Source organism: Ignavibacteriales bacterium, from assembly GCA_016700155.1.
In the GTDB taxonomy this organism is placed as follows: Bacteria; Bacteroidota; Ignavibacteria; order Ignavibacteriales; family Ignavibacteriaceae.
This window is the reverse complement of record CP065001.1, coordinates 1491897-1510387: the sequence shown is the minus strand read 5'-3', so window position 1 is coordinate 1510387 and position 18491 is coordinate 1491897. Positions and strand designations below refer to the sequence as shown.

Annotated in this window: 14 protein-coding genes; 8 read left to right on the top strand and 6 right to left on the bottom strand. The window is 36.3% G+C overall.

The genetic code is table 11. The features are described 5' to 3' along the window. Positions 1–2: 2 nt before the first annotated feature. Genes IPM56_06235 through IPM56_06225 form a run of 3 tightly spaced genes read right to left on the bottom strand, consistent with a single transcriptional unit; the run spans position 3 to position 4055 of the window. Positions 3–1217: a metallophosphoesterase gene (locus IPM56_06235; GenBank protein ID QQS37549.1), complete on the bottom strand. Its 1215-nt coding sequence runs from the start codon at positions 1215–1217 to the stop codon at positions 3–5. A gap of 9 nt (positions 1218–1226) precedes the next feature. Further along, the gene (locus tag IPM56_06230) at positions 1227–2066 is read right to left on the bottom strand and encodes an SdiA-regulated domain-containing protein (protein ID QQS37548.1); all 840 of its coding nucleotides are present in this window, start codon (positions 2064–2066) and stop codon (positions 1227–1229) included. 39 nt (positions 2067–2105) lie between these two features. After that, the gene (locus tag IPM56_06225; GenBank protein ID QQS37547.1) at positions 2106–4055 is read right to left on the bottom strand and encodes a guanylate cyclase; all 1950 of its coding nucleotides are present in this window, start codon (positions 4053–4055) and stop codon (positions 2106–2108) included. A gap of 215 nt (positions 4056–4270) precedes the next feature. On the opposite strand from IPM56_06225, the gene IPM56_06220 reads away from it, so the two are divergent. Further along, the gene (locus IPM56_06220; GenBank protein QQS37546.1) at positions 4271–6424 is read left to right on the top strand and encodes a S46 family peptidase; all 2154 of its coding nucleotides are present in this window, start codon (positions 4271–4273) and stop codon (positions 6422–6424) included. A gap of 142 nt (positions 6425–6566) precedes the next feature. Further along, positions 6567–7115: a DUF4287 domain-containing protein gene (locus tag IPM56_06215; protein ID QQS37545.1), complete on the top strand. Its 549-nt coding sequence runs from the start codon at positions 6567–6569 to the stop codon at positions 7113–7115. Between the two features lie 33 nt (positions 7116–7148). On the opposite strand, the gene IPM56_06210 is transcribed toward IPM56_06215, so the two are convergent. Next, positions 7149–8738 (bottom strand): SBBP repeat-containing protein, encoded by a 1590-nt coding sequence (locus IPM56_06210; GenBank protein ID QQS37544.1) that lies wholly within the window; start codon positions 8736–8738, stop codon positions 7149–7151. 282 nt (positions 8739–9020) lie between these two features. Between IPM56_06210 and IPM56_06205 the strand changes: the two genes are divergently transcribed. From IPM56_06205 to IPM56_06180, 6 genes are all read left to right on the top strand, one after another. Next, positions 9021–10238, top strand: a complete 1218-nt coding sequence (locus IPM56_06205; GenBank protein ID QQS37543.1) for an aminotransferase class I/II-fold pyridoxal phosphate-dependent enzyme — start codon at positions 9021–9023, stop codon at positions 10236–10238. Beyond that, a complete protein-coding gene (pckA, locus tag IPM56_06200) occupies positions 10235–11890 on the top strand; it encodes a phosphoenolpyruvate carboxykinase (ATP) (GenBank protein QQS37542.1) in 1656 nt (551 codons plus the stop codon). The genes IPM56_06205 and pckA overlap by 4 nt, the downstream gene beginning before the upstream one ends. A 204-nt stretch (positions 11891–12094) precedes the next feature. Then, entirely contained in the window at positions 12095–13669 is a 1575-nt protein-coding gene (locus IPM56_06195; protein ID QQS37541.1) for a hypothetical protein, read from the top strand. A gap of 11 nt (positions 13670–13680) precedes the next feature. Then, a complete protein-coding gene (locus tag IPM56_06190; protein QQS38237.1) occupies positions 13681–13782 on the top strand; it encodes a T9SS type A sorting domain-containing protein in 102 nt (33 codons plus the stop codon). A 135-nt stretch (positions 13783–13917) separates the two neighbouring features. Beyond that, entirely contained in the window at positions 13918–14151 is a 234-nt protein-coding gene (locus IPM56_06185; GenBank protein ID QQS37540.1) for a pathogenicity locus, read from the top strand. Positions 14152–14834: 683 nt separating this feature from the next. Next, positions 14835–16028, top strand: a complete 1194-nt coding sequence (locus tag IPM56_06180; GenBank protein ID QQS38236.1) for a pyridoxal phosphate-dependent aminotransferase — start codon at positions 14835–14837, stop codon at positions 16026–16028. Positions 16029–16031: 3 nt separating this feature from the next. Here IPM56_06180 and IPM56_06175 read toward each other — a convergent pair whose 3' ends face one another. Together IPM56_06175 and IPM56_06170 are read right to left on the bottom strand one after the other, a co-directional pair. Continuing rightward, a complete protein-coding gene (locus IPM56_06175; GenBank protein ID QQS37539.1) occupies positions 16032–16907 on the bottom strand; it encodes a shikimate dehydrogenase in 876 nt (291 codons plus the stop codon). Between the two features lie 66 nt (positions 16908–16973). Further along, positions 16974–18392 (bottom strand): tetratricopeptide repeat protein, encoded by a 1419-nt coding sequence (locus IPM56_06170; GenBank protein QQS37538.1) that lies wholly within the window; start codon positions 18390–18392, stop codon positions 16974–16976. Positions 18393–18491 lie beyond the last annotated feature (99 nt).

The following is an 18491-nucleotide window of genomic DNA, read 5'->3' as shown; positions in this document are numbered from 1 at the left end:
AATTAATCTCTCACCCATCGGCTGAATCTTGTTTCAGGACCGCCGTCAGACATTGTCGGACTGAATACATCCAGCCTGATCTTTCCGCTCTTTAGAAAATCAAGCTGCATAAATCCCGGGTAAGATGCTGCGAATAAAGTCTTATCACCCGTCATAAGACCTTCGCGATGATCTGAAGTTCCGTACCCGCTGACAAGGTACAGATTATCGGAAATTCCATTTAATACCTGTAGTGAATGTTCATGACCGGTAACATAAATTAATGATGAAGGATACTTTGTAAAAACTTTTTCGAGTTTTGTTTTAAGATTCTGATAACTTTTATGCGAAAGATCAACATTTGCGATTCCCATGTTCCGAAGAAGCGGATATAAAGAGCCTATGACAGGAAGCGGAATCCAAAGGTTTTCATTAATATGTCTTAAAGGAAAAATGTGATCCTTCCATTCAAAGTATCCGCCGTGATGACCGTAAGTTTCAAGAGGATGATGTGCAGCCACAACAACAAATCTGCCGTTCGCTGATTGAATACCTGAATCTAACGATGCAATGATTTCATCTTCGGTACATGGATAACACACACTGTCGCTTGCTTCTGGTTTGCCGTACTGATGCAGCCACCATTGTGTATCAAGTATTATCAATCGCACTTTACTGTTAATATCAAATACTTCAGGTCCGGGACATCCCGCTTTAGGAGAAAATTTAATCTTAGGTAAATTCAACCCATCAATAAATTTTTGTTGATTCAGAATTCTTCCCCAGCCTGCTTCTCCATCTTTATCCCAATCATGATTTCCGGGAATGAAAATACCTCCGGCTTTACTTTTCTCGGCAACATATATCTGCTGCACCAATCTTCTTTCTGCATCAGCTCTCTCAGGATCACCATCATCGGGAAGTCCGCGCGGATAGATATTGTCTCCCAAAAAAATAATCTGAGTTTTTTCAGGGATTATAGACGCCTGCATTGTTAGTGCATTCAATACAGGTTCTTCACCTGTTTCAGCAGGCGCGCCTGCATCACCAATTAATAATATTCTTGAGAGCACTTCATCTTTATCTGAGTCGGAACCTTTGTTAAACGCATGTCCGGGATAAACATAAGTTCCTTCCAAACTGCTTCCGGCAAAAAAATAAATTGCAACGGTATAAGCGATCAGGACTAAAAGAACGACGCGAAATTTTTTGGATTTAGATTTTCCAGCCCTGCTCATGATTTTCCATTATTTTGTGAATGAATATTTTGAAAGTCTTGCTTCAGATTTATTTCCTTCATCCGAAATGAAAAGTGAATTATCCTTACTGAATGAAATTCCTTCCGGCTGTTTATGAATTGATTTATCAAGTTTTGAAAAAGCAAGTAACCTGCCGTCTTTTGAAATTTCAATGATTGCATTTTCATTTGATGAAATTATAAAAAATGTTCCCGATACAGGATTACGTTCAATTCCTGTCGGTGAAAAATTTTTAATACCTGATTTATTTTTAATCTCTTTTAATGAAAGCTGAAAACGTGGTTTTGTCAAAAGTTTTTTTGAATTAAGATCGAATGAGTATACATATTTAAACTCAGTTTTTTTATCAGGACTGCCTTTGCAGGCAAGTAACAAGCTGTGAGTTTCAGGATCATAACATAATCCTTCGACATCATATTCAGGTTTTAATCCCGTCGAAAATTTTGTGTACTGTGAGTAACCTCTGTCAGGCTGTTCGTAAAATCGGTAAAGATCACCTCTGCTGGTAACCAGGTAAAATGTCACATTGATTATAGCTATATCTTCAAAATCATCTGTCAGCACAAACCTGCCGACATTAAACCATTTATTAATTTTTCCATTACCGATGTTCAGTTCATAAATTACAGCCGATTCATCCTGGTGCGCAAATAGTCTGTTATCCGGTGTAAAGGCAATTCCTGATATTTCTGTAAGTGAACCGGTGAGATGAACAGATTTCGGAGATGATGAAAGATTATAATTTTCTAAAATACTTTCAGTGCTTAGGGTGAATGCGGAAACACACAAGATGATTAAAGGCACAGTGTAAATTTGCAATCGCTTCATAATTGATATTTGAAAATGACAAAGGAAAGCCGGATAAACTTAACTAAAAAATTTTGAAAGACCCATTCTGTTCATGATACTTTCCATTCTCGGATCATTGTGCAGCATTCTCCAGTTTGGATGCACTGCGAGGAATATCAGTCCGCCGAGCCGTTCATTAAAAGCAATTTCAAGATAATGAAATACTTTATCGTAATCTTTAAGTCCGGTATAGATAATGGCAAAATCCATGCAAAGAGAACTTGTCTCTTCCATTGATTCCCGTTCTTTAAGTAATTTTATGCACTCAAGAGCTTTTTCAGTCTGACCTGTAACTGCATAAGCAAAACCTAATGGAGTAATACCTTTTCGCTTGTCACCCGTTTTTTCCTGGGCAGCATGGAGATATTTAAATGCATTTTCAGTATCGCCTTTGTGAAGATATAAAAACCCAAGCGAATACAACGAGGTGCGAAAGTTAGGATCGAGTTCAAGTATTTTAAAACTATGTTCAATCGCATCCTCAATTCTTCCGTTTGAAAAGTACGCATCTACTAACGCACCATTTATCGGCAATGATAAAGGATCAAGCTTATAAGCTATTTCCATTTCCGTCAATGCTTCATGTGTTTTACCGACCGCAGTAAGATAAAGAGAATAAGTATAATGGAGGTTTGCGTTTGTCTCTCCCAGATTGAAAGCTTTATCAAAAGATTTCTTTGATTCTTCCCAGTCCCAATCATAAAATAACTGTACGAGTGCAATGCTTATCAAGTTCTCTGTGCGTGAGTCATCTAATTCCATTGCCTTAAGTGCATATTCTTTTGCCCTTGGGTATGCAATTGTCGGTTTAAGAAATCCGATAGCGCCAAGATATATATAACAACTCGCAATCCCTGAATATGCAGGAGAAAATGATTTATCAAGTTCTATTGCTTCTTCATAAATTGAAATTGCTTTTTTTACATCCATCGGTGTCCATTTATTCCAGTAGTAACGTGCTTTCAGCATGAGGTTATAAGCTTCAATATTTTTTGTGGCTGCTTTCACCAGCGGATGTGAAACATCTGTGTATGCCAGTTTTTGCCGGAGTTTATTTGCGATGGTTCTTGATATCTCATCCTGAACTTCAAAGATATCTTTTACATGCCTGTCATAAGTTTCTGACCATTCGTGATAACCGTCATTTGTATTTATCAACTGGGCAGTAACGCGTACACGTTCACCAGATTTTCTTACGCTGCCCTCTATCACAGTTGTTACATTGAGGTGTTTACCAATATCCCGTATATCTTCATTCTTTCCTTTGAAAGCGAAGGATGAAGTTCTTGATGTGACAAGAAGTCCTTCTACTTTAGTCAGCGCGTTTAATATCTCTTCCGTAATTCCATCGCTGAAATATTCATTTTCAGGATCGGCGCTCATGTTAATAAATGGAAGTACGGCAACACTTGGTTTATTAAGCGGATTATTCTTCTGCACCTCATTCACTGACGGAACAACTAATTCTTCAGCTTTAATAGCAAATATTTCTACTGGTTTTTTAACGTTCTTTAATTCGAACTTGCCGAGCGAAACTGCGTCGAGACCCGGATGATTTCGTATCTCATCATAAACTCTTTCGGAAATTAAGACGGAACCACCAATACCTTTTGTTTCAATTCTTGAGGTGACATTCACTGCATCACCATACACGCCGTCATCATCATACACAATATCTCCGGCATGAATACCTATGCGTACGGGAATTCTTGGTTCTATGAGAAGTTTCTTCTGAATTTCAATCGCACACTTAACCGCTTCAATTACACTTCCGAAAATTGATAAAGTACCATCGCCATAGTATTGTAAAATGCGACCGTTGTGCTGCATCATCGCGTCTTCGAGGACGTTGCGGTGTTTATCGCGAATATGTTTTGCCCTTCCCTCATTCTCCTGCATCATAGCAGTGTAGCCCACCATATCTGTGAACATTATAGCCGCAAGAATTCTTATCGGGTATTCAGACATAATATCTATTCAAAAAAGTTAATTGATTCTTGCAGATAAATTTAGCCCAAGCAGAAGGAAAAGGCAAACTATAATATTTAAGTGAAGCGGAATTCTTTTGATGAGTAACTGTTTATGTTGAACGGTAAACATATTTTTACAAAAAATTTTTATCTTGCAAAAAAATTTGTCATTAATAATTGTTAATTTTTTATAACTACAAAACATTATAAACTATGAATAACCGAAATTTTACCTTCCTGCTTTTCGTTTTTTTGATCGGTATTTGTTTTCAGAATTTTGCTCAGGAGACAAATTACAACAACTTTTATCTCACATTAAACCCTGATACTGTTAAACCTCAACGATTTGATATGGGAAAGATGTGGACATTCGATTTTCCTCCTCTGGAATATTTTAAAGAAGAATATGATTTCTCACCATCAAAAGAATGGTTAGACAAAGTTCAAAAGTCCGCACTGCGATATGGTAATGGTTGTTCCGCTTCATTTGTTTCCGGTGATGGATTGATAATGACAAATCATCACTGCACACGAGGTGATCTTCCGGATGTTCAAAAAGAGGGAGAAGATTTGTTACGTGATGGTTTTTACGCCGCTACTTCAGAAGAAGAAAGACAAATGCCCGGATTATTTGTTGACCAGTTAATCTTAATTGAAGATGTAACTGATGATATAAAATCATCAATGAACGCGGGAGCAAATGATGATGAAAAAGTTGAATTGAAAAGAAAACGTATCCTTGAAATTGAAACCGCCGGTAAAGAAAAAAATCCCGATCTGTATTACAAAGTGGTGACACTTTACAACGGCGGCAAGTATTCACTCTACGGTTACAAAAGATATAATGACATCAGATTAGTTTTCGTTCCTGACCTTCGAACAGCGAAACTTGGCGGTGATTACGACAACTTTACATATCCCCGTTACGGATTGGATTGCGCTTTCTTCCGTGCCTATGAAAACGGTAAACCTGTAAAAACCGAAAACTATTTTGAATGGAGTGATAATGGTGCAGTTGAAGATGAACCTATCTTCGTGGTTGGAAATCCCGGGACAACTACACGTATCCATACTATTGCACAGATTCAGTTTGCACGTGATATACAAACACCGATGACAGTCGCGTTATTTAAAGATCTTTATGCGATTTACGAGGAAATGGTCATGGCGGATAATGCGGAAAATTTTGAGATGGTTGCAAGGTTATATTCAATCGGTAATGGTTTGAAAGTTTATGAAGGCACATATAAGGGCTTGCTCGATCCATATCTTATGGCGAGGAAAGTAAATTTTGAGAAGGAGTTTAAAGAAGCTGTCCAAAGTAACATTGAACTGAACAAAAAATATGGACACATCTGGAATGAAATAAGTCAATCGAGAAATGAAGCATCATTACACGCCCGTGAATTATTTTCATACAGTCTCAGTTCATTTTATTCGCCTGTTTATTTCAGGATTGCCAGGGATGTAATTCAGTTTGCAGACCAGCTTAAACTCGATGAAGATAAAAGAAAACCCGAATTCAGAGGTGATGCATTAAAGGAAACAATCTCAAAAATATTTCCTGAATACATTGATGAATCTTTACAGGAAAAACTTTTTGAACTTCAATTGAATTTATTTGAAAGAAACCTTGGAAGTGAAAATAAATTTGTAAAGGATTTTGTTGGTAGTAATACCGGAGGAAATATTATCGAATCTATTATGAACCGTTCACTACTGACTTCAAAAGAAAAAGTTGATGAACTATGCAAACTAACACCGGATGAAATTTTAAATTCAAATGATCCATTCATAAAATTCAGAGTAAGCACCAGGGAAAGACTCGCGGAAATTTCCAAAAAGGAAATTGAAATCCAGAACAGAGAAGCAATTAATAACCAGCTTCTTGGTGAAGCATTATATAAAGTTTACGGTGATGTTATTCCTCCTGATGCAACATTCACTTTACGCATCGCTGATGGAGTAATGAAAAGTTATGATTACAACGGAACAAAAGCTCCGCTTAAAACAACATTTTACGGAGTGCTTGATCATTACTATTCTTATGACAAAAAATTTCCTTTTAACCTTTCACCAATGTGGGAAAATCTTCCCGAAGAATTTGACTTGAGCACACCGTTAAATTTTATTTCGACAAATGATATAATCGGCGGCAACTCAGGCAGCCCGGTAATTAATCGTGATGCGGAAATAGTTGGTCTTGCCTTCGATGGTAATATTGAAAGTTTGTCCGCGAGATATATTTATACAACAGAAGCAAACAGAACTGTAAGTGTTCATTCATCAGGAATGATAGAAGCGATAAGAGATCTCTATAGAGCAACAAGATTAAGTGATGAATTACTTTCCGGGAAAATGAAATAATTTAGATTTGTCATTTCGATGGCAAAGCCAGAGAAATCTCCGTGGTTCTCTGATTTTTACTCCGTGGTTCTCCGTGTAATTCTTTCACGGAGAGCCACAGAGAATACACGGAGTTACACAGAGAAAATAGAAAGGAGAAACAATGAGTTTTGAAAAAGTTGGCGGAATAAGTGGTGAAGCAGTTAAATCAAAAACCGGGAAGGACTGGAATGAATGGATAAAAGTACTCGATAAAGCGGGTGCAAAAAAAATGAATCACAAAGAAATTGTAGCGGTGCTTAAAGAAAATTATGGAATCGGAAGCTGGTGGCAGCAGATGATAACCGTCGGATATGAACAAGCGCGGGGATTAAGAAAAGTACACGAAACAGAGAAAGGATTTCAAATCAGTGGAAGTAAGACTGTCGACTTACCTGTCAGCAAATTATTTTCACTCTGGACTAATGATGAGCTTAGAACAAAGTGGCTCGGCAAACAAAAGATTGAAATAAGGAAAGCGACAAAGAATAAGTCGATAAGAATTTCCTGGTTGAAAGACGCAACAAACCTTGAAGTTAATTTTTATTCCAAAGGGAAAGACAAATCACAGGTAATGCTTGAGCATAACAAAATTAAAAATGAAACCTTAGCAGCTAAACAAAAAAAATTTTGGAAAGAGAAACTTGAGCAGCTAAAATTGTTAACTCACTAAAAATTATAAAGGATTATTCGATTACTACATCTATTATTTAATTAGCAACATTTTTTTAGTAAACATAATATTACCGGAACAGAGCTGATAAAAATAAACTCCACTTGATAAATTACTTGCATCAAACTCTGTTTCATACCTGCCTGCTTCTCTAAATTCATCTACAAGTGTTGATACTTCATTTCCCAACATATCATATACCTTTAATCTTTGATGACTGCCAACTGGTGACTGCCAACTTATCTTTGTCTTTGGATTAAACGGATTAGGGTAGTTTTGTAGTAGATAATAGTCTTCAATAAGTGTTTCTTTATCATCTTCCAAATCAGTAATAGTTGGGTTATATTTAATTATTAGATAATCATCATAGGTTCCACTCCGGTAACTAGTGCCAGCTACAAAAATGTTTCCGAATCGATCGCTAACCATCCCGGAAACTTGATCGTCACCATTCCCAGTACCATTGTATTTTACAAATCTTTCAAGTTCTCCAAGTTTATTATACTCAATCGTTATGAAATCATAAATATTATAAGGAATAGAGTAATATCCAGCATTTCCTGCAACAAATATTTTTCCGTCATCGCCACTCTGAATGAAAATATTATTAATGATATTAGAACTTGGTGGTTGAAACATATTATACCATTGCATTTCACCATCGGAGTTGTATTTGACTGTCAAGATTTTCCAACCATTTTGGTAGCAAGCACCAGTAATGTAAATATTATTTTCAGCGTCTCTTAAAACCCTACAATTATGATGATCAGAACTCCCATTTGTATTAAAAGTTTTTGTCCATATCGGGACACCCGCACTATCATATTTGATTATCAATAGATTATTACCTCCATCCGAATCGCCAACTACTATCAAATTTTTATTGTCATCTAATAATGTTATGGCACTCGGAAGATCTCCAAATCCACCATCGAATATTTGACTCCATATTGTCTCACCATTTGTATCAATTTTCAAAGTAACTATATCCAGAATATTTCCGTCAATGCTTCCAAGCAAGTAAACATTCCCATTTGTGTCAATGGTAGCATCCCATAATAGATCATGATCTCCACTGATATCAAAGTTCTTATACCATTCCTGATTACCATTTAAATTTAATTTAGTAACGAACATGTCGTTTCCATTTTGATAAACTTCTCCAACTAAATATATATTACCAACGGAATCAAATTTTAAGAAAAGTGGCCATGAAACTTGAATTAACAATTCCTTTTCCCAGATTATTTCGCCATCACTATTATATTTAACAATCACTGGAATATGGTAACCAACGGAATTTTGGAAATGCTTGCCAATAACAAATACGTTATTAAAATTGTCTATACTGATTCCAACTGAAAGAACTCCATTACTATCTGGATTATCATATTCTCTTATCCATTGAATTTCACCTAAGGGATTATATTTAAGGGTCGTACATTTTGAAGCATTGCCAGTGACATAAATATTGCCTGAATCATCTAGAGCTATTGCACTTAGGTTATCATACCCATTGTTTGGACCATTAAATGTTTTAATCCATTCAAATGATATTTGTGAAAAAGTAGAAGTGATGAAGCCTAAAAAAATTGTTGCAATAATTAACAAAAATTTTTTCATAAGTGCCCTCGTTAATAATCCAGAGAAAACTTGTTTGAAATTAAGTGAATTTTAATTTCAAACTCAATACATTTTATAAATATTGCGAAGCCTTCTTCGAATTCATATAATATTAATCTACATAAAATTTTTGCATTCTTCACCACTCAAAGGGTTATCATAAAAAGATTATCTGAACAGTCATTAACCTCAGATTCTTCTTGCCTTTCATCACAACTAAAAATAATTTGCCAGTGTAAATAATTTCAATTTGTATAAGTTTTACTAACGACGGGGACCATTATGAGTCTAAGTTTAATAGCCAAATCGATCAAAGCCTCCCCCACTCTCAAACTAAACGAGAAATTTGCCATACTGAAAGAAAAAGGTGACCCGGTAATTCATCTCGGCGGAGGCGAACCAAAAAGCAAAGCACCGATGGATGCTTTGCTTGCAACTGTTGCTCACGTTAATACGGGCGAAGTTCGTTATGCACCTGCTGACGGAATACCTGCTCTCAAACAAGCTATCATTCGTTATACAGAAGAGTACTATGAAAGAAAGGTTGGTCCGTTAAATGTAATTGCATCAAGCGGCGCAAAGCAGGCAATAATGGTTGCTATGCAGGCAATACTAAATCCGCAGGAAGAAATTTTATATCCCGCACCTTACTGGGTTAGTTATCCGGATATGGCAAAACTTGTCGGCGCAATTCCGGTTGCAGCACTTCCTGAAGACGGAACTTTCTATCCAACAATAAATGATATTACCAGCCGTGTTGGTTCATATACGAAAGCGATAATCATTAACAGTCCGAACAATCCTACCGGCGCAATGTACTCGGAAGATTTTATCGGCGAAGTAGTTGAGTTCTGTGAAAAGAAAGATATCTGGCTGATTATGGATGACATCTATCACAGGTTAGTATTCGATGGTAAAAAACCGATCAACGTTTTTAAGTTCGCGAAGAAGCAGGACGAAAACTCAAAGATCATTATCATCAACGGAGTTTCAAAACAATACGCGATGACAGGATACAGAATCGGCTGGGCTGTCGGTAATAAAAAAGTAATTGAAGCCATGAGCAATATACAGGGACATCAGACTTCTGGTCCATCTGTACTTTTACAGAAAGCCGCAGTTGGTGCAATCAATGGTATTCAATCAGGAGTTGAAAGCCTTCGCGCAACTCTTGAGAATAACCGCAATGTGATGATCGATCTTCTTAAATCATTTAACGGTGTAAGAGTAACAAAACCTGACGGAACATTTTATTGCTTCGCGGATTTTTCAGTTTACAATAAAGACTCAAACAAACTTTCAGAATTTTTAATTGATAAAGTCCAGGTCTTAACAGTACCGGGAAAAGAATTCGGTCTTGACGGATATCTTCGCCTGAGTTACTGTGGTGGAATAAAAGATATCCAGGAAGGTATTGAGAGAATGAAATGGGCACTCGATCCTGATTCCCCAAATGAACTTTACATCGGCGACAGAAAATTAGTGAGGGACTGGTCATGAGTAAATATTTAGAATTCAATACGCCCGCAACAAAGCAGGCAATGGAGCTTGCTTCAGACTTCAGATTGAAGAACCAGGGATTTACCGATCTTGACCAGGTCTTCTGGAATCTTCCTGATGAAGCATTATATGAAGAAATTATTTTTCGTAACGAAGGAAAACTTTCCAAACAAGGTCCGCTTGTAATACATACCGGCAAACATACTGCACGCGCTGCGGCAGATAAATTCATCGTGCAGGAACAAAGTACGAACGACAAGATTTGGTGGGGAGTTTACAATCGTCCATTCAGTTCAGAAAAATTTAACCAGTTGATGGGTAGAGTTCAGTCGTGGCTGCAAGGTGAAGAATTATTTGTGCAGGATTGTTATGCCGGTGCTGACCCTGATTACAGGATGCCGATAAGGATCATCACTGAGAAAGCATGGCATAGTTTATTTGCCAGGAATATGTTCATCACAACAGAGAACAGGGATGAGTTGAAAAAATTTATTCCTGACTTTACTGTGATTGCATTACCCGGTTTTAAAGTCGATCCTGCAATCGACGGAACAAGAACTGAAACTGCTATCATACTTAACTTCGAACAAAGGACAGCGGTTATTGCAAACACACTTTACGGCGGTGAAATAAAAAAATCTGTATTCACTCTTCTTAATTTCCTTTTAACATTTGAAGATGTGCTGCCGATGCACTGCTCAGCAAATGTTGGAAAAGATGGTGACGTAGCGTTGTTCTTTGGATTAAGCGGAACAGGAAAGACAACACTATCTGCAGATCCAAAAAGAAAATTAATCGGTGATGATGAACACGGATGGAGCAGCCAGGGTGTGTTTAACTTTGAAGGCGGATGTTATGCAAAAGTAATTCGTCTCTCTGCTGAACATGAACCTGAGATCTATGCAACGACAAGGAGATTCGGAACAATACTCGAAAATGTTGTTTACGATCCTGTAAGTCGTAACATTGATCTTGATGATGATCACATAACTGAAAACACAAGATGTTCTTATCCGCTTGAATTCATTCCTAATGTTGTACCTGATGGATATGTAAGAACACATCCGAAGAATATTATTTTCTTAACGTGTGATGCTTCCGGTGTAATGCCGCCAATTGCAAGATTAAATCCTGAACAGGCACAATATCATTTCATAAGCGGTTACACATCAAAGATAGCGGGAACTGAAATTGGCTTGGGAATCGAGCCACAAATTACATTCAGTGCATGTTTCGGTGCGCCGTTTATGGTTCGTCATCCTTTTGAATATGCGGCAATGTTGAAACAAAGAATGTTAAAGCACAAAGCGAATGTGTGGCTTGTCAACACAGGCTGGGTTGGAGGAAGATTCGGCGTTGGCAAACGAATAAGTATTCGTCACACAAGAAATCTTCTCAACGCTGCGTTGGAAGGACAACTTGACAAAGTAAAATACCGCAAGGATAAACTGTTCGGCTTTGAAGTACCGCTCACTTGTCCTGAAGTACCGGATGATGTGCTTGAACCATCAAACTCCTGGGGCAGCAAAGATGAATACTGGAAGAAGTATGACGCACTTGCTGCAAGATTCATAGAAAACTTTAAACTCTTTTCAGACGGCTGCTCGGATGAAGTAAAAGCAGCAGGACCGAAGAGGATGAAGAAGGAGTAGAAGTAAGAAGACAGAAGTCTGAAGACAGAATTAAGGCGATTCGGATGAATCGCCTTTTTTATTTTCGGATAATTTATTAGTCAATCCCAAATTCTGTTGACTTAGAATCAACCCAAATAATCAGGTAACTTTCAGGTTGATTTAAAATTCTTACGAATGTATGTTAGCACAAACAAATAGTGAGTTCATATGAAGGGCAATTCAATGATAGATATTCTTAATGGTTGTACTAAAGCATCAATACTAAATTATTCAAATATTGTTTTAATATTAATACTAATAATTACTCAAGCTGGAATCTCTCAGCAAAAATCTCCTGAGTTGAGGGAATATAGTTTCGGTCATGCTTGGTTTAACAACGATACTTCGGAATTTATTGGATTAGGAGGTAAATTCGATAAAGAAGGAGTAGTTAATGCAAATAATTTCTTCTTGGTTAAGGATACTAATTTAGTTGTCGACAGAGTTTCTAAAATGATCAAGTCTTGGGAATTAGAAATGATTTGGTTATTAAATATCGAGGCTGAGGGACTTTGGGTTGACCTACCTTTCAACGATTCAACTAGAAAAATTGAAAAGTATATTCTAATCACTGGTTCTACAATAACTAACATATTTGGTTTTGATAAACTTCACTTCGTTGAAGGTGTTAGGCTATTCGGAAACAATTTTATAGGTTGGAGTCAAATTTCAAATTGTAAATTTGAAAACTACTTCGGCTGTAATTCGGACAGCTTTCTTACTTCAAGATTAAGTATCATTAATTCTATATTTAATGATACCGTCGATTTAAGTATTAATTACTATAAATACGGACTTGAAATCGATAGTTCGAATTTTGAATCAAGTTTAATTTTATCTAACACCAAATCTGAAGCCCCAATTATTTTAAGTGATTCCCGGATTCGCAATCTAATACTTGACAAAATCACCTTTAATTCAAAACCAGAGTTTGCAAGGATAATCATTGAGGATACTTTTGACATATCAAATTCAAAATTTGAAAAAGGACTTGATCTAAGGAGAATTAATCTAGACAATTGTAATACAATTTTTCTGGAAAATATTTATTTCGACCAAGGGGAATTAGTTTTTTATTGGGACCAGATGAAAGGTAAAGATAGCCCAAAGATTAAATTGAAGCGCTCCACAGGAAATTCCGATGATGACTACAAAATAATAGAAGAAATTTATAAAACGCTTGCAAAAAATTTTCTTTCCCAAAATGACAAATCATCTGCGGATGATGTTTTATATGAGTTGGCTTGGCAAAAAGAAATAATTCTAGGTGAGTTTTCACAATGGTTATACGGAGTATCATTTGGATATGGTTATCAACCCCTTAGATATTTACTATTTCCTGTGTTTGTTTTTATAATCTTATTCTTCTTTCTATGGTACCTATTCTTTTATAATATTGTTGCATATGTACAGAACAAGGAGTTTGATGCAGATCTGGAACTAATCCCGCATTACAATATAAAGTTTCCATCTAAGAATAAGTTTGGATTGAAATTTATTGATCATATGAGGATATCACCAAAAATTCCAGAGATTGCAAAATGGTTGCATTCAATTCATTTCAGTACATCAGTATTACTAGGTATACGTTTTAAAAAGGACTGGATCAGAATTGCAGCCAAGCATAAGGAATCAAATAATGCTTTTCTATACTGGGTGTTAACAGAATATCTAATTGGAAAGATATTGTTACTAATATTTATTCTTGCTATTAAAGTTTATCATTTTGAAAATTGGAAATCATATCTTGGTTTATGATTTAAGAATATATTGGAAATTTCGATGCAGACAACTTGCCGAGCGGAATATATTTTTATAGAATTCAGAGCAGTAGTTTTTCAGAAACTAAAAAAATGATTTTGCTTAAATGAGCCATCAGTTATTTGCTAAAAGTGAGACTCATCTAGCGTTGCTATTAATTGTTAAGATGAGTCTCACTTTAGACAGATATAATTTTTTCAATTTGTGAAATGCAAGCTCAATCAAATACGATAGTAAAGACTCTTATGGAAATCCCCGGTGTTGGAAAATCAATCGCACAGAATTTAATTGACATCGGGATAAAATCAGTCAGTGATCTAAAAGGAAAAGATCCGCAAAAGCTGTACGATAAGTCCAACAAGTTTGCAGGCGTTGTACAGGACCGATGCCTGTTATATGTTTTCCGTTGTGCTGTTTATTATGCTGAAACTAAAAATCCTAAACCCGAATTATTAAAGTGGTGGAATCATAAGTACTGATCATCAATAACCTCTTTTGGTAGAATTAATTTTTTGTCAATGTGTTTTAGATGCTGAAACGAATTCAGTAAGACATTCCTCTTTAGCTTCACTTCAAAGACGATCAAACCAAACCAATAACCAATTGGATTAATGCTATTCGAAGAGATTGTTTAAAATAAAAATGCCCGGAGCGACGGGCAGGAACACTCCGGGCTGGGGGTTAGCAATTCTACTATGATTTAGTCAGTTCAAGGTGGGGTGTAGAATTGCCGGTTGAAACATACTAATTCAATTTTATACTTGCCAAACTTTTTTATTCTCTTTAAATATTTTTTTTATCACGTGTAAAATTTTTCACCATAATTAACGAATAAAAAATGTTTTCATTAAATATTCCTGAATAAGTGTAAGATTTTTTACACCTGATTAATTGTGTGTTCAACTAGCCTGTTTCATAAAATGCATCATTCAACAGTTTCTAATTAATAATTCTACTACACAGTGATCTTTTTATTGAAGTTACCTTATCAACAATTTCTTCCCGAACTTTTTTACAAAATATTTTTCTAACTTATTTCTATCTCGTTACTGTTGTATTATATTTGCCAGAGTTCTCCGCGAGCCGATTTCAATTTCCCGGATTGTGTTATCTTATTTTCAACAAAGTGTGGTAAGCTATATCTAATAAAGTAAAGGAGTAAATCTTGGTATCTGAAAGAATAAATCGAATCACTGTTTCACCAACAATGCAGGTTGCTGCTGAAGCCAAAAGAATGCGCGCAGAGGGGATAAATGTTATCGATCTTAGTGTCGGTGAACCGGATTTCCCTACACCACATAACATAAAAGAAGCAGCTAAAAAAGCGATCGATGAAAACCACACCAAGTACACAATAAACGCCGGAACTATTGAATTAAGAAAAGCCATTCAAGCGAAGCTGAAAAGAGATAACAATCTTGATTACAATCTGAAAGAGATCATCGTGAGTAACGGTGCCAAACAAAGTGTGTTCAATACAATTATGGCATCTGTAAATGAGGGTGATGAAGTTATAATCCCCTCGCCTTACTGGGTTTCGTATCCGGATATGGTGAGCATGGCAAATGGGATTTCAGTTTTCCCTTCAACATCTGAAAAGAATGGATTTAAGTTAACTCCTGGCGAATTAGAAAAAACAATAACTTCTAAAACAAAAATATTTATACTCTGTAATCCTTCCAATCCGACAGGATCTGCTTATAGTAAAACAGAACTACATGAACTTGCTGAAGTAATTGATGATAAAAAAATATTAGTTATCGCTGATGAGATATATGAAAAATTAGTTTACGATAAATTTGAATTTGTCAGTTTCCCTTCCACCAGCAAAAAGATGAAAGAAAAAACTATGCTTGTTAACGGAGTTTCAAAAGCGTATTCAATGACAGGATGGAGAATCGGGTTTACCGCCGGTGATGAACACATTATTGAAGGCATTAATAAAATTCAAAGTCATTCCACTTCCAATGCTTCTTCGGTATCACAGACTGCAGCTATTGAAGCGCTCGCAGGTCCTCAATACGTTATCAATGAAATGCTTGATGAATTCAAAATAAGAAGAGATTACATGTATGATCAGCTGCTTTCAATACCCGGAATTACCTGTTACAAACCTGAAGGTGCATTCTTTTTATTTCCTAATGTCTCAGCCTATTTTGGTAAGAAAACTTCGGTGCTGAAGATTGAACATTCCTTTGATTTTGCTATGCACATTTTATATGAAGCCAAAATTGCTGCTGTCCCAGGAAGCGCATTTGGTGCTGATGGGTTCCTGCGTTTGTCTTATGCTACATCGATGGAAAATATTAAGGAAGCGATGATAAGATTTAAACAGGCTTTATCACATCTTACTTAAGTTTCAGTTGGCAAGATAAAGCTGCAATGACTTATAAACCTGCTCGATGGGCATCTTCTCACCTGTCCACAATTCAAACGATTTTGCTGCCTGGTGAATAAGCATCTTTAATCCATCCAGTGTTACGGCGCCTTCGCCTGAAGCCAGTTTCAATAACTTTGTTTGTGTCGGATTGTAAACAAGGTCAAAAACAATTTGACCTTTCGTAAACGATTCACCAAGTGTAGTGATTGTATCATCTGATTTTGGAATCATACCAACCGGAGTAGCGTTCACAACCAGTTTGGAGGAATTCAATACATCAACCATTGAAGGCGGGTAAAACTCAGCACATCTTATGGATGTATATTTCATCTTATCACGAAAATAATTTTTAAGATGTTCAGCTCTCTGTTCAGTTCTGTTGATTAAAAATATTTTTTTGGGTTTCAGATGTCTAATCAAAGTATATAGAACAGCCCTGGCAGAACCTCCGCTTCCTATAATGGTAACCTGACTTCCGGTTATTTCATCTTTGTAAGGCGATAAACTTTCCAGTATTCCATGAACATCCGTATTGTAACCGTTAAGTTTTCCTAACTCATTCACAATAGTATTAACCGAGCCGATAAGAGATGCTTCCTCAGAAAGATTATTCAGATGAGGCAGAATATTTTCCTTGTGCGGAATCGTGATATTAAATCCTCTTATACCAAGAGCTATCATTCCCTTAATAGCATTTTTCAGGTTTGAAGTTGGAACATCAAACGGAAGATATATGTAATCAAGGTTGAGCAATTCCGAAGCTACGTTGTGAATAAAGGGTGAATAGGATTGTCTTATTGGGTGCCCAAGTAAGCCAAGCAGTTTTGTATTGGAATGATTGGAGTTCTTTGTCATATCCGCATTTGAATTAATTACGAACCGGGTAATACCCACTATTTTGATAAGTGAAGAATGACAGAATTAAATTTCGCCGAGTAATTTTTTAAATAATTTTGATGATTTAATCTCCGGGTACTCGGCTGCAAACTCTGATTTTTTCCCGGGGTCAAGTATGAATGCTGTTTTTAAACAATCAACAGCTTCCTGCGTCCTGCTTAAAATAAAATTTATTTTAGCTTTACCGTAATAGGAGTTAGCATCACCAGGATTTATTCTTATACAATGTTCAAACGCGCCTAAAGAGTCAAGCCAGTCACCCAATTCCAAAAGTGTTTCTGCAAGATTACACCAAACCTCATAGTTATCAGGCTCAATTTTTAAAGCTGCGCGGTAACTTTCAGCGGCATCTTTTAGTTGACCAAGTGAATATTCAAGATCAGCTTTTGCATACCAGGCTTCCGCACTGTCCTGTGAAAGAGAAATTGCTTTATTAAAATCCTTGAGTGCGAGATGATATTTGCCCGCGGTATCGTGGCAGAAACCTCTTGCAAGGAATGCTTCATAGTACTCGTTATTAATTTTTATCGCATCAGTATAGTATTTAACTGCATTTGGGATATCACCGAGTTCTTCATAAATGTTGGCAATATTAAAACATGCTGATTCATCAAACTGGTCTTCTTCATGTGCTTTCTTAAAACATTCAATTGCCTGTTTGAATCTTCCAAGATCTGCAAGTGCATTGCCCTTGTTAAACCAGGCACTTGAGAAATCATCTCTAAGCGCGGTTGCAAGGTCATAACTATCAATAGCTTTTTCCAGATGATTAAGTTTAACAAGCACGATACCTCTGTTATACCAGCCGTTTGCGCTGTAGGGTTCTAACTCAAGATATTTATCGTAAGATTGCAATGCCTCTTCATACTTACCGATATTTTCATAGCAGAATCCGATTTCATACAATGCTTCGGAATATTCCTGATCTATTTCAATAGCTTTCAGAAAAAATGTTATTGCTTCATTAAATTTTTCTTCACGTTGATTTAATAGTCCCAGACTGAATATTGCTTCTTCATTATCAGGTTCAATATCTAGCGCTTTCTTTAGTGATTCTTCAGCGGATTCAATCATTCCAAGACTTTCTTCAGCGGCAGCTTTTTCAATAAGAACTTCAGTATCCCCTGGATTAAGTGATAAAGCTTTTTCAAAACTTTGCACAGCATCATCGAATCTAAAAAGTGAATTCAGAAAGACACCTTTGCGCAGCCAGTATTCAGAATTGTAAGGGGAAAGTTCGATTAGACATTCGGCGAAAAATAATCCATCCATTGACCTCTCATTCTCGAGGCACAACTGAATCATTTCTTCAACCATTTGTAAGGAATTGTATATGTTCCCCTTCTCTATTGTCTCCCTGCATTTTCTGATTTCATCATCAATATTTTTCTTTTTTTCAAAAAGATTTTCATCTTGTGTGAAATCAGAATCGAAGTATGCCATTCAGTCTCCGTGTTTAAGTTTAACCGAAAAAAATCTATAACTAATAAAACAGAAATGCAAGTTGATTTTAAAAGGGAAATTATTATGCCGGATGAATTA

Excerpts from the sequence above, each read along its gene's own strand:
- IPM56_06235 (QQS37549.1), bottom strand. The coding sequence starts at position 1,217 with ATGAGCAGGGCTGGAAAATCTAAATCCAAAAAATTTCGCGTCGTTCTT.
- IPM56_06230 (QQS37548.1), bottom strand. The coding sequence starts at position 2,066 with ATGAAGCGATTGCAAATTTACACTGTGCCTTTAATCATCTTGTGTGTT.
- IPM56_06225 (QQS37547.1), bottom strand. The coding sequence starts at position 4,055 with ATGTCTGAATACCCGATAAGAATTCTTGCGGCTATAATGTTCACAGAT.
- IPM56_06220 (QQS37546.1), top strand. The coding sequence starts at position 4,271 with ATGAATAACCGAAATTTTACCTTCCTGCTTTTCGTTTTTTTGATCGGT.
- IPM56_06215 (QQS37545.1), top strand. The coding sequence starts at position 6,567 with ATGAGTTTTGAAAAAGTTGGCGGAATAAGTGGTGAAGCAGTTAAATCA.
- IPM56_06210 (QQS37544.1), bottom strand. The coding sequence starts at position 8,738 with ATGAAAAAATTTTTGTTAATTATTGCAACAATTTTTTTAGGCTTCATC.
- IPM56_06205 (QQS37543.1), top strand. The coding sequence starts at position 9,021 with ATGAGTCTAAGTTTAATAGCCAAATCGATCAAAGCCTCCCCCACTCTC.
- pckA (QQS37542.1), top strand. The coding sequence starts at position 10,235 with ATGAGTAAATATTTAGAATTCAATACGCCCGCAACAAAGCAGGCAATG.
- IPM56_06195 (QQS37541.1), top strand. The coding sequence starts at position 12,095 with ATGATAGATATTCTTAATGGTTGTACTAAAGCATCAATACTAAATTAT.
- IPM56_06185 (QQS37540.1), top strand. The coding sequence starts at position 13,918 with ATGGAAATCCCCGGTGTTGGAAAATCAATCGCACAGAATTTAATTGAC.
- IPM56_06175 (QQS37539.1), bottom strand. The coding sequence starts at position 16,907 with ATGACAAAGAACTCCAATCATTCCAATACAAAACTGCTTGGCTTACTT.
- IPM56_06170 (QQS37538.1), bottom strand. The coding sequence starts at position 18,392 with ATGGCATACTTCGATTCTGATTTCACACAAGATGAAAATCTTTTTGAA.